Annotated in this window: 12 protein-coding genes; 2 read left to right on the top strand and 10 right to left on the bottom strand. The window is 64.1% G+C overall.

Annotated elements, in window-relative coordinates; genetic code table 11:
- Positions 1–5: 5 nt before the first annotated feature.
- The 9 genes from IPG97_18170 to IPG97_18130 all read right to left on the bottom strand — a co-directional run bounded on the left by IPG97_18170 (position 6) and on the right by IPG97_18130 (position 9861).
- A complete protein-coding gene (locus tag IPG97_18170) occupies positions 6–482 on the bottom strand; it encodes a peptidylprolyl isomerase (GenBank protein ID MBK6858417.1) in 477 nt (158 codons plus the stop codon).
- 34 nt (positions 483–516) lie between these two features.
- On the bottom strand, positions 517–1002 hold the full coding sequence (locus tag IPG97_18165) for a TetR/AcrR family transcriptional regulator (GenBank protein MBK6858416.1): 486 nt from the start codon (positions 1000–1002) through the stop codon (positions 517–519).
- A gap of 59 nt (positions 1003–1061) precedes the next feature.
- Positions 1062–2099: an ATP-binding cassette domain-containing protein gene (locus IPG97_18160; protein MBK6858415.1), complete on the bottom strand. Its 1038-nt coding sequence runs from the start codon at positions 2097–2099 to the stop codon at positions 1062–1064.
- Positions 2099–3244, bottom strand: a complete 1146-nt coding sequence (locus tag IPG97_18155) for an ABC transporter ATP-binding protein (protein ID MBK6858414.1) — start codon at positions 3242–3244, stop codon at positions 2099–2101. Before IPG97_18155 ends, IPG97_18160 begins: the two co-directional genes overlap by 1 nt.
- 8 nt (positions 3245–3252) lie before the next feature.
- On the bottom strand, positions 3253–4191 hold the full coding sequence (locus IPG97_18150) for an ABC transporter permease (protein MBK6858413.1): 939 nt from the start codon (positions 4189–4191) through the stop codon (positions 3253–3255).
- On the bottom strand, positions 4188–5141 hold the full coding sequence (locus tag IPG97_18145; protein MBK6858412.1) for an ABC transporter permease: 954 nt from the start codon (positions 5139–5141) through the stop codon (positions 4188–4190). The genes IPG97_18150 and IPG97_18145 overlap by 4 nt, the downstream gene beginning before the upstream one ends.
- Positions 5142–5215: 74 nt before the next feature.
- Positions 5216–6970: an ABC transporter substrate-binding protein gene (locus IPG97_18140; protein MBK6858411.1), complete on the bottom strand. Its 1755-nt coding sequence runs from the start codon at positions 6968–6970 to the stop codon at positions 5216–5218.
- A 224-nt stretch (positions 6971–7194) separates the two neighbouring features.
- Positions 7195–8904 (bottom strand): ABC transporter substrate-binding protein, encoded by a 1710-nt coding sequence (locus IPG97_18135; GenBank protein ID MBK6858410.1) that lies wholly within the window; start codon positions 8902–8904, stop codon positions 7195–7197.
- A gap of 195 nt (positions 8905–9099) precedes the next feature.
- Complete coding sequence (locus IPG97_18130; protein MBK6858409.1) at positions 9100–9861, bottom strand: glycerophosphodiester phosphodiesterase; 762 nt, start codon at positions 9859–9861, stop codon at positions 9100–9102.
- 240 nt (positions 9862–10101) lie between these two features.
- Between IPG97_18130 and IPG97_18125 the strand changes: the two genes are divergently transcribed.
- Both IPG97_18125 and IPG97_18120 read left to right on the top strand, forming a co-directional pair.
- Positions 10102–10302: a Flp family type IVb pilin gene (locus IPG97_18125; GenBank protein ID MBK6858408.1), complete on the top strand. Its 201-nt coding sequence runs from the start codon at positions 10102–10104 to the stop codon at positions 10300–10302.
- A 171-nt stretch (positions 10303–10473) separates the two neighbouring features.
- Positions 10474–10674, top strand: a complete 201-nt coding sequence (locus tag IPG97_18120) for a Flp family type IVb pilin (GenBank protein MBK6858407.1) — start codon at positions 10474–10476, stop codon at positions 10672–10674.
- Positions 10675–10798: 124 nt separating this feature from the next.
- Here IPG97_18120 and IPG97_18115 read toward each other — a convergent pair whose 3' ends face one another.
- Entirely contained in the window at positions 10799–12232 is a 1434-nt protein-coding gene (locus IPG97_18115) for an aldehyde dehydrogenase (protein ID MBK6858406.1), read from the bottom strand.
- Positions 12233–12310: the final 78 nt, after the last annotated feature.

Below are 12310 nucleotides of genomic sequence, written 5' to 3'. Positions count from 1 at the left end.
GCGCGTCAGGACGCAGGGCGTTCGGCTACCTCGACCGAGTCCATGGTGTCGCCGACGGAGATGGCCTGAGCGACCTCGATGCCCTCGGTGACGTACCCGAACAGGTTGTAGAGCTTGTCCAACTTGGTGGTGCAGTCATCGATGCAGATGAAGAACTGGCTTCCGTTGGTGTTGGGGCCGGCGTTGGCCATGGCCAGCGCTCCCAACGTGTACTCGGCCTTCACCGGTTCGTCGTTCCACCGGTAGCCGGGACCACCGCGACCGCTTCCCTCGGGGTCACCGCCCTGGATTACGAACCCGGGCACGACCCGGTGGAAGGTGAGCCCGGTGTAGAAGCCCTGGCGGGCCAGGACGACGAAGTGGTTGACGGTGTTGGGCGCCAGTCTCGGGTCGAGGTCCATCACGATCGTTCCCTTGGGGGTGCCTAGGGTGACGGTGTAGATGGTGTTGAGATCGATTTCCATCGCGGGGGGCTTGGCCATCTGCTCATCCTGTCAGGTGGTGACCCCCGACACCTCACCCAGTGGGTGCGGTGTCGGTGGTGACCAGCGGGGCCAAGACCCGAACCACGGCCACAGGTTCGGTGCCGGCTGTCACCCAGCTGCCGCCGGTGAGAACCAGGGCGGAGACGACGACCTGGGCCGGAATCATCCGATCTGGGTTGCCATCGACGAGGGAATCGACCCAACGGGCGCGAAGCCGGTGAAAGGCGGGATGGTCGTACCCCCCGCTGGTGGACAGAATCCCCCAGGCTTGGGATTCCTGGTCAATGAACGACATGACACCGTTGACGAGCGCCGCGATCCGGGCGTGGGTGGTGTCGGCACGCTCGAGGCCATGGAACACCCAGTCATCCAGACGTCGGATTATCCGGATGTGGATCGCGTCGAGGAGGCCTCGTCGGTCGGTGAAGTAGCTGTGTACCAGCGGACGCGAAGTCCCAGCGGCTTTGGCCACGCCCTCCATCGGGACTGTCAAAGGATCCTGTTCGGCGAGGAGCAATTCGGCCGCGTCGAGGATCAGGGCCCGACGAAGGTCAGGCGTCAGACGCGAAGCCCGCGTCAGGAAATCCCCCCTGAGACGGTCACCATTGTCTCGGCCTCGCCGGGCTCGAGCGGATGGTGGCAAGCCACGAAGTGGTCATCGCCGATCTGGACCATCTCTGGCACCTCGTCGACGCATTGCTCGTCGGCCCGAGGGCAGCGCGTCCGGAAGCGGCACCCTGACGGAGGAGACAGAGGGGAGGGGATCTCACCGCCGAGGGTCTGGCGTTGATCGGGCCGGACCGAGGGGTCGGGAACCGGGATCGCGCTGAGGAGGGCCGCGGTATAGGGGTGTGCGGGTGCTTGGTAGAGCACGTCTGGATCACCGACTTCGCACAATCGCCCCAGGTACATGACCGCCACCCGGTCGCTGATGTTCTTGACCACGGCGAGATCGTGGGCGATGAAGATGAGGGTGAGGCCGTACTGGGCCTTCATGTCCTCGAGGAGGTTCAGGATCTGAGCCTGCACCGACACGTCGAGAGCGGAGACGGGTTCATCGCAAACGATGAGCTGTGGCTCGGTGATTACGGCGCGAGCGATCGAGATCCGCTGGCACTGACCACCTGAGAACTGGTGGGGGCGACGTCCCCGGACCACCCTTGGGTCCATGCCGACGGTCAGGAGCATGTCGTCGACTTGACGATCCCGGTCTGCGCCCGAGGCCTTCTTCCAGATGTCGATGCCCTCGGCCACGATGTCTTCGATTCGACGTCGGGGATTGAGCGATGAGATCGGATCCTGGAAGATCATCTGGAGTCGGGTACGTACCTCCCGTAGAGCGGTTCCCTCCAGCCCGGTCAGGTCGGTTCCGTCGAAGACCACCGATCCCGAGGTCGGGGCGGGCAGCTGCATGATGGCCTTGCCCGTTGTCGACTTGCCACAACCTGACTCGCCCACCAGGCCTAGCGTCTCTCCCCTCAGCACATCCAGGTTCACGTCGGTCACGGCATGGACACGCTGTCCGCGTCCAGCCGGAAACTCGACCACCAGGTCTTCCACCCGGAGCAGGGCCTGGTCGGAAGCTCGAAGGTGGGCCTTGCCGATGCCGGCCATCAGTCCTCACTCCCCTTGGTCTGAGGATCGTTGGAGCCGAGATCTTCCGAGGGGGTATCGCCGGTCAGTCTCGGAGGGCGTCCATCCACCTTGATGCCGGGGGACGGTATCGGCGTCGACGTCGTAGTGGCCAGGGTGTCTGAAGATCCATCCGTGCCCACCGGAAAGTGGCAGGCAAAGGAGTGGCTGGGATCGCTCGAATCCACCTGGAGGATTGGGTCATCGGTCATGCACCGCTCCTGTGCGTAGGAGCAGCGAGCGGCGAAGGCACAGCCCTGCGGGGGGCGCACGAGGTCCGGGGGCCGTCCCTCGATGGCATCGAGACGAGTGTGCTTGGCCATCTCCAGCTTGGGGATGGATCGCAGGAGAGCTTCGGTGTACGGGTGGCGTACCGAAGCGAAGAGTCGAGCTGCGGGAGCCATCTCCACGATGCGTCCGGCGTACATGACCGCAATGTCGTGAGCCCGGCCCGCCACCACCCCAAGGTCGTGGGTCACAAGGATCATGGCCATCTGACGGTCCGCTTGGAGTTCCTGCAACAGATCGAGGATCTGGGCCTGCACAGTTACGTCAAGCGCGGTGGTCGGCTCGTCGGCGAAGAGCATCCGAGGTCCACAGGCCAAGGCGATGGCGATCATGATGCGTTGACGCATACCCCCCGACATCTCGTGGGGATACTGGCGGAGGCGTCGGGCCGGTTCGGGAATTCCGACCGACGTGAGAAGCGCCAGGGCCGTCTCGCGGGCCTGGGCCTTGGTCATGTCGATGTGCTCGTGGAGGGACTCGGTGATCTGGCGTTCGACGCGCAGCACCGGGTTCAGTGCGGTCATCGGGTCCTGGAAGACCATCGACATCTTCTCGCCCCAGAAGTGGCGCATCTCGTTAGACGGCAGGTTGAGGATCTCCTGGCCCTCGAAGCGAACGCTTCCGGTTCGTGAGGCGTTAGGTGGAACCAGCCCCATGATCGAACGGGATAGGACCGACTTTCCTGAGCCCGACTCGCCGACGACACCCAGGGTTCGACCCCGCTCAAGCGACAGAGAGACTCCACGAACAGCGTTGACGGTGCCGCGCTCGCTGCTGAACCTGGTGACCAGGTCGCTCACCTCGAGCACGGTCGTGGTCGGGTTCTCGTTGGCGTGCATGTCGGTGCTCACAGGGCGCTCTCCCGAACGTCGTAGCGCTCCCGGATGAGGTCACCGAGGTAGTTGAGCGACATGACCGTGAAGAACGTAGCGGTGATGGGTACGAACATGATGAAGGGGGCATCTCGCATGTAGGACCGCCCGTCGTTGATCATCACCCCCCAGCTCGGAGTCGGCGGATCGAGACTGGCACCAAGAATGGCGAGGCCGCCCTCGGCGACGATGGCGATGGCGATTCCGAGGATGGCGATGTACACCATGGCGGGCAGGACGTTGGGCAGTATCTCTCGGAAGAGGATCCTGCCGTGGGTCGCACCCTGAGCCTGGGCCGCGGTGACGAACTCGCGTTGTGACCATGCCATGGTGTTGCCTCTGGTAATGCGCGCCAGAAGCGGAATCGAAACCACCCCCAAGGAGATGATCAGGATCCAGATGGGAGGAAGGCGGAACGAGTCCTGATCCTGCACGCCACCCCCTTTGAGCACCGACACCAGGGAGAGGGCCAACACCAACGCTGGGATGGCGAGCAGGATGTCGAAGAGGCTGGTGAGAACCTTGCCGATCCAGTTTCGGAAGTAGCCGCCAAGCAGGCCCAGCAGGCCTCCGACCACGAACCCGATCCCGACTGCACCCACGGCGATCAACAGCGAGGAGCGGGCACCGTAGATGGTGCGCGACAGCATGTCTCTGGACCCGTTGTCTGCACCGAGGATCAACCCCTCCTGGCCGGGGGCAAGCCTCGGGAGGGACGCCACCTCAGCTGCGGGGTCGTGGAGCGGAAGGAAGTCGGCCAGGATGGCCGAGCCGACAATCAGGACCAGCCAGCCGATGGCGAGGTAGGCGCCAAGCGGTAGTCGCTTCTTGGGTTCCGATGGCTCAGAAGGCTGCCGTGCTTCCAACGATTGCGAGTCCTGGGTGGTGTCGGAGAGTGCCGAGTTCTGATTCATGCGGAACGTTCCCGAATCCGGGGGTCGAGCACGGTGTAGAGCGCGTCTACCGCGAAGTTGATGAGCACGAACGCAATGGCGATGACGGCGACCAGGCTTTGAAGGGCCTCGTACTGCCGGTAACCAACGGCCTCGCCGAGCATCAGCCCGAGTCCCGGGATGGATAGGAGGTACTCGACGACGATTGTCCCACCGATGAGGTTGCCCATGCTGAGACCGGTGACGGTCAGCAGGGTGAGGCTGGAGGGTCGAAGAGCGTGGCGCCATAGCACCCGTCCATTGGAGATGCCCTTGGCTTTGGCCATGAGGATGAAATCCTCCTGGAGGGTGGCCACGAGGTCCGAACGGAGGAGGCGCATGTAGACCGCTATCTGCCCGGCGGCCAAGGAGAGCACCGGGATGGCCACGGTCTTGAAGTGCTGAACCGGATCTTCGCTGAGCCGTTCGTAGCCCTGGGTCGGGAGCCACCTCATCTTCACGCCGAGGAAATACGTGAGCAGGAGCGCGACGGCAAAGCCTGGTAGGGAGATGAGCGCGAATGCTGTGGTGTTGATGGCCTTGTCCACCCAGCCGCCCGAGCGGTACGCAGCCCAGATGGCCAGCGGCACCGCGATGGCCAACGCAACGACCTGTGTGTAGAGGATCAGGGCCAGCGACACCGGCCACGACTCGCCGAAGCGGTTGGAGACCGGCTCGCCTCCAGTGGCGCTGTAGAAGTTCCCCATGTCGCCGCCGACGAAGTCCTTCACCCATTCGAACCACCTCACCGGAAGCGGTTCGTCGAGGTTGTTGGCCTCTCGGAATGCCTGTTGTTGTTCACCGGTCTGATCGAAGGGGATCACGATCAGTTCAGGCCGGCCGGGCACGAGGCTGATCAAGCCCGCGGTGAAGAAGGTGACCACCACGAACACCGCCAACAGTTGGGCAAGTCGCTGAGCGATTCCTCGCATGTCGTCCTCTCAAGGGTCGCCCGCGCCGCCCCACCAGTGGGGGTCGACGCGGGCGACCAGGTCGATGGTTGCTGCTACTGCTCGATCCAGAGGCCGAGGAGCGAGTGCCCCGTCGCCAAGCCGGTGCTGGGCTGCTGTGCGGGATCGTCGGTCGTGGCTTCGCCTGCTTGGGAGGGGTCCGCCCCGGGAAGCGGGGGTCCCAGGATGTTGTGAACCTCGGGAGCGGTCACGACGGCCCACGGGGTGAACCATGCCCACATGCCGTGCACCTCGGTCGCCATGCGGCGGTTCACGTCCTGGTAGATCTCCTTGCGCTTGGCCGGATCCGTCTCGGACCGCCCGGCGTCGAGGAGCTTGTCGAGCTCGGGGTCGTCCCAGCCGCCGAAGTTGACGGGGTTGCCCTTGCCGTACCACCAGACGTAGTTGAGGTCGGGATCGCCACCGGGATAGTTGCGGAAGACCATGGCCTGGTAGTTCTTCGAGATGGCCCGGTCGATCAGGGCAGCTTGTTCGACCACGTCGATCTTGATCTTGATTCCCACCTCGCTGGCCCGCTGCTGAATCAGCTCGGCGATGCGCTTGACCGCGGGATCGGTGGTGGAGCTGATGGTGAATCCGGTTTCGGCTCCGGGGTTCTCGGCCTGGTACTCAGCGAGGAGGGCCTTGGCCGCCTCGATGTCGTACTGCGGGAATCCGGTGTCCTCCAGGAATCCGATTGATCCCGGACCGAACGGGCCCTCGGCGACGGTGGGCAAGCCCGCGTTCACCCGCCGGTTCACATCGTCTCGGTCCGATGCCAGAGCGAGCGCACGGCGCATCCGCACGTCGTTGAACGGAGGAACGGTGTGGTTGAGCTGGATGAAGGACACCTCGGCCGAGTCTTCGGACACCAACATGTTGGCCTTGCCGTCGTCCCGGAGCTCACGGAACAGGGCTGAGATCTTTTCCCCGTCGGTGGTGTGGATGATGTTCAGGACGCCACTCTCGATCGACTGCGACCGAACCGTGCTGTAAGGGCTGGGCCGGAACTCGATCCCATCTACGTAGGGGTAGGGCTTGCCGTCCGGCGCGATCTGCCAGTAGTCCTCGTTGCGCTCGGCCACGAACTTCTGGTTGGGGTTCCAGCTCACGAACTTGAACGGGCCGGTGCCGATCGGCTTGTTGGCACAGGCCTCGCCCGGAGCGTCGAGCTGAGCCTGGGCCATGATGCCCAGCCGCGATGAGGCGAAAAGGAACGCAGGGAACGACACCCAGGACCGTTTGGTGGTGACCTTCACGGTGAGCGGGTCAGCCACGGTCACGTCGGCGATGTCTTGGAGGATGAAGCTGAAGAGGAGGGAGTTGCGCCCCGCGTACTTCCCTCGGTACGCATCGAGGTTGTTCTTCACGACTGTGGCATCTAGATCGGTGCCGTCGTGGAACTTGATGCCGTCGCGCAGGGTGATTGTCCACTCGGTGCTGTCGGCGTTGGGCTCGACAGACTTGGCGAGGTAGGGGACGTAGCCACCCTCGGCGTTGGGCACGGTCAGCGTGTCGTAGAACGCCCTCACGGCCAGCATGCCCGAGATGGCGAGCTGTGCCTCGGCCAGGCAGAAACCAGCGGTCGACTCGGCCTCGACCCCGTAGAGAAGGGTCCCGCCTCGCTGAGGTTCGCCGGCGTCAGTCAGACCGCTCTCGCCGGCTTGGGCATTGAGCCCGGCGCTCTCGGAGTCGGGTCCGGCTTCGGGGTCGTTGGATTTCGATCCGCCGCAGCTGACCGCGAGGAGGCTGGCGGCCAGTACCAGCGCTCCAGCCCTGGTACGGCGAGATCGAGACGCTCGGAGTGACATTCAGTTCCCCTTGTTGTCGTTGGTGCGTCGATGAGATGAACCGGAGCAGACACCAGCGGAGCCGAGCTCCCGGCAATGTGACCGAGACCATAGCGTTCGCGCGCGGATCGGAAATCCGCGCTGGTGTCCAAGTCCCTCACTGTGACCATCTGGCCTTCGGTCATCACCTCGGGCGACACTCCGGCAAGAGCCGCTGATGTCCGTCTGAGCCGGCTCTTCGGGCTTCAGGATGCCGTGGATTCCTCTACAGAGTTCTCGACCCAGAGGCCCAGTAGCGAGTGACCGTTGACGATCCGGGCGCCGGGTTCGTCTCCGTTGGGCAGCTTGGGCCCGACCACACCGTGGACGTTGGGAGCCATGGCCACGGCCCATGGCTGTAGGAAGAGCCACACGTTGTAGGCCTGTGATCCGAGCTGGCGGTTTACGGTCTCATATGCCTTCGTGCGGGCCTTCTCGTCGGGGTTGGTGCGACCCACGTCGAGGTTGTCGTTGATCACCTCATCGTCGAATCTGCCGAAGTTGACCATGTTTCCACGGCCATACCACCAGATGGCGTTGGCATCGGGATCATCTCCCTGTTGGCTCCGGAAGGCAGCCAGGTCGTACTGGCCGTTGATCACTCGGGAGATCAGGTCGGTCTGGACCGCCACCTCGAGGGTCACCGTGAACCCGGCCGCCTGGAGCATCTCCTTCACGAGGCTCCACTGGCGAATGGAGGACGGATTTGTGGTGCACATGAGGCGTATCGAGGTGTTCTTGCCCGCGGCCTTCAGCTTCTGTACGGCAGCCTTGGCCGCGGCGAGGTCGTACTGGGGAGCGTCGTTGTCCTTCAGCGAGCCCATGACCCCCGGGGGAAAGGGTCCGGTGGCGATGGTTGGGAGTCCGCGGTTGGCCATCTCGTTCAGCTTGACCCGGTCGATGGCCTGAGCCGCAGCGATGCGACCAGCCGCGGTGTCGAACGGCTCGCTCTTTGAGTTGATGAGCATGTAGGCCGTTTCGGTTCTCTCCTCGCTGACGAGCAGGTTGATGGCGCCAGCGTGTTGCAGTCCGGCCAGGTTGCCGCCGATGTCGGAGGCGGTGCTCGAGTGCATGATGTTGATGTCGCCTCGCTGAAGGGCGGCGATGCGTTCGTCGTCGTTCGGCATCGGGCGGAACTCGATGGCGTTCACATAGGGGTAGGGCTTGCCGTCCTCGGCCTTCTGCCAGTAGTTGTCGTTTCTCGACAGTTGGAGGCTGCTACCGATGTCCCACGAGGTGAACTTGAAGGGGCCAGATCCGATCGGCGACTGCTCGCAGCCTTGCTTGTCGGCCTCGAGTTGCTCACGGGCCAGGATCGACACGCGCCCGCTGGCATACAGGGATGCAGGGAAGGCGACCCATGGACGTTTGGTGGTCACCGTTACTGTCATGTCGTCGGTGGCGACTACGTCGTCGATGTCTTCGAAGAAGAAGGAGAGCAGAAGGGCCCGCCGCGGGTTGGGTCCGCCATCGTCTCCGTACTCCTTTGCCCCCCGGTAGGCATCGAGGTTGTCGCGCACCAGCTTGGCGTCGAGCTTCTCGCCGTTGTGGAAGGTGACGCCCGAGCGCAGAGTGATCGTCCATTCGGTGTAGTCGTCGTTGTGTTCGACCGACTTGGCCAAGTAGGGCGAGTAGCCACCTTTGGCATTGGGAACCACGAGCGGGTCGTAGATCGCTCTACTGACCTGCATGCCCGCGATCGCCATCTGGGCTTCAGGAAGGCAGTAGTTGAGGTTGTCGGCTTCGAGGGCGTAGACCAGTTGGCCACCACGGACGGGCGCCGCCGAGACGTTTCCGCTCTCCACCGGTTTTGCGCCCAGGTCGAGCGCCGGGGTGGTCGATTCCTCCTCCGAGCAGGCAGCACCGAGGATGAGGATCGTGGCAAGAGCGACGTGAAGGACCCTGCGATTCGCCATGTGGTCTTGCCTCCCGGAGGTACTTGACCCGTGTGTTGTATACGGGTGCCATCGGCGGGGTGTCCATCCGCTTGAGCTAGTCGGGCCTTACGACCTACGGCGACAACCGAGTGAAAAGAGGCACAGGCTGGGGTGTGCTAGTGGTCTGGGCTCGCCCGCTACCGGCTCTGTTCAGCCAGGGATACGGCGACGCGCTCAGTACCAAGAGCCGCGCGACTCGAGAACCGCCTTCAGCACCGAGGGCTGGTCGGTCATGATCCCGTCTACACCCCGGTCCAGGAGCTCGTTGATCTCGTTCTCGTCGTCGATAGTCCAAACGTGGACCTGAAGGCCCGCGGCATGGGCGCGGGACACGAATCGGTCGTCGACGAGGCGGACACCCTTAACCCGATGAGGGACCTGGACGCAGGCCCCCGCGAGGTCACCGATCGGAAGACCGAACGACCCGGCGCGCAGGCGAGCCACGCCCCGTGGGCCCAGTGAGGTGCACAGCCCCGGGCCGAGCATGGCGCGTAGGCGAGCAAGGCGATCGTCTGAGAACGAGCCCAGGCATACCCGACCGGTGGAACCCGTTCGCCTGATGACGGCAGCCACTGCCTCGACCGCAGCATCGTGCTTGGGGTCTATGTTCACCCGGGTGTCGGGGAACGACGCGATCAGATCCTCGAGCAGCGGGATCGGCTCACGGCCGTCCACCCTTGCCTCCCGCACCAATCTGTAGGGCAGTTCGGCGATCGTCCCGGTTCTGTCCGTCACCCGATCCAGGTGGTCATCGTGGAAGGCCAGGCATACCCCGTCAGAGGTCACGTGGGCATCGGTCTCCAGGTACCTGTACCCGAGAGCGACAGCACCTTCGAAAGCTGGCATGGTGTTCTCGGGCCAGCGACTTGCCCCACCCCGGTGGGCAAAAGCGAGGGGGCCAGGGTGATCGAGGAAGGACCAGCTACTGGAGGGCACAGTGCGACGTTATCCCTGCTCCGAACATTCGATGCAGCAAGGAGTGAAGCCGTCGAGAGTTCGGCTCGGGTCCTTACGGGCAATTTCGTGGTGGCTCGGTTCCACAGAAAGTGACGAAGGTCCCAGAAGGGGCCGAATGACCTATTCATGTTCGTGGGCATGCGCCGAAACATCTAGGGACAGCAAGCAGCCGCCCCACCAGGGGAGGCGACATCCGTTTCTAACAGGGAGAACACCCCAATGCTCAGCAGCTACGAGTTCCTCGCTTCTTACCTCCGTGCCCGCTTCGGTGACGACGAGCGTGGCGCCTCCCTCGTGGAGTACGCCCTTCTCGTTGCCCTCATCGCCGTGGTCTGCATCGTGGCCGTGTCGTTCTTGGGCCGCAAGGCTTCCTCGAACTTCAACACCGTGGGCAGCTCCATCTCGGGCGCCAGCAACTGATCTGATCCCTTCGGGGAACTGATCTGAACGGCCGGGTCCTTCGGGGCCCGGCCGTTCTGTGCTTTTCCGCTCAAGGTGTTGGGCGCTTCGTCCGAGAAATAGCGCACAACCAGTCCGGAGGTTCAGCGTGGATCCTCTGGTCGCTCCCCCCAACACCAAAGGAAATCCCCAATGCTCAGCAGCTACGAGTTCCTCGCTTCTTACGTCCGTGCCCGCTTCGGTGACGACGAGCGTGGCGCCTCCCTCGTGGAGTACGCCCTTCTCGTTGCCCTCATCGCCGTGGTCTGCATCGTGGCCGTGTCGTTCTTGGGTCGCAAGGCTTCCTCGAACTTCAACACCGTGGGCAGCTCCATCTCGGGCGCCAGCAACTGATCTGATCCCGATGGGAAAGTAGTCAGAGGGGCCGGGTCCTTTGGACCCGGCCCCTCTGTGCTTTTCGACATTCGTTGGGGACCAAAGTCGGAGGTAGCCCGAGTTGGGTCACCCCCATCTCGTGCTACTCGGCGAAGAAGACGTTCTTGACCTCGGTGTAGGCGTCCATGGCGTGCATTCCCAGTTCGCGTCCGAGCCCGGATCGCTTGAACCCGCCGAAGGGGGCCTCGACTCGAACCGACCGGTTGGAGTTGACCGACAGCGTGCCCGTCCGTAGCGATTTGGCCACCCGGATAGCCCTGGTCGCGGATCCGGTCCACAGCGATCCAGATAGTCCGTAATCGCTGTCATTGGCGACGGAAACCGCCTCGTCCTCGCCATCGAAGGGGATTATCGACGCTACCGGGCCGAAGATCTCCTCGCGTGCGATCCGCATCGAGTTGTCGACGTCGGCCACCACCGCTGGGGTCAAGAAGTATCCATCGACGGCGAGCGACTCACCTCCCTGCACCAGGCGGGCGCCTTCACCGGTGCCTACGCCTATGTAGTCGAGCGCGACCTGCCTCTGGCCATCAGAGATGAGAGGGCCCATCTCCGTGGCCGGGTCGAGTGGGTCTCCGACCGTAATGCTGGAGGTCCGCTGGCAGAAGGCATCAACGAAGCGGTCGTAGACGGCACGCTCAACCAGGATCCGGCTACGGGCACAGCAGTCCTGACCGGAATTGCCGAAGACCGACATGGGCAGGTCAGCGGCGGCTGCGTCCACATCGGCATCGGCGAACACGATTGCCGCCGACTTGCCGCCCAACTCCAACGAGACCCTCGCTATGTGGTCGGCCGAGGTCTTGAGGATCGAAGCCCCCGTGGAGGTCTCACCGGTGAAGGACACCTTGGCCGTCCGGGAGTCTCCGACCAGGGCATCACCGATGATCCGGCCTGGGCCGGGCAGGACGTGCACCTGCTCAGGCGGGACACCAGCGTCGACCAGAACATCACCGAGCAACAGTGCGGTCAGGGGGGTGAGCGACGCCGGCTTGAGCACAACCGGATTGCCGCACGCCAGAGCTGGTGCCATCTTCCAGCAGGCGATGAGGAGCGGGAAGTTCCAGGGAACGATGAGCGCCACCGGCCCTACAGGCTCGCGGAGTACGACGTCGAGTCCGGCATCTTGGACGGGGACCACTGAACCCATGTGCTTGTTGGCAGCGCCGGCGTAGTACTCGAAGGTCGCTGCGGCTGCACCTACCTCCCAGCGGGCGTCACCGATCGGATGACCAGCCCCGCGGGTCTCGGCGATGGCCAGTAGGTCTTCACGCTCGCGAATCAGCGCCGCGACCCGCTGGAGGACCCGTCCGCGCTCGGTAGCGCTCGTTCGTGCCCAGGTTCCCCGGCCGTCGGCGAAAGCCTGGTGCGCGGCGGCCAGGGCAAGGTCGACATCGGCCTGCCCAGCCTTGGCCACCTCGGCGAGGACCTGGCCGGTGGCCGGTTCGGTCACGTTGAACGTCTCGCCTGATTGGGCCGGGACCCGCTCGCCGGAGATGATCAGGTGTTCGGTCATTGGTGGTTGCTCCACGGTCTGGTTGCCTGAGGTGACCGGGAACCCGGCCGAGAGGGCATCATACGGAGTCCGCTCCGG

The organism is Microthrixaceae bacterium (assembly GCA_016702505.1).
Taxonomy (GTDB): Bacteria; Actinomycetota; Acidimicrobiia; order Acidimicrobiales; family Iamiaceae; genus Aquihabitans.
Note: the sequence above shows the minus strand (reverse complement) of the source record. Positions and strands in the feature narration are given on the sequence as shown.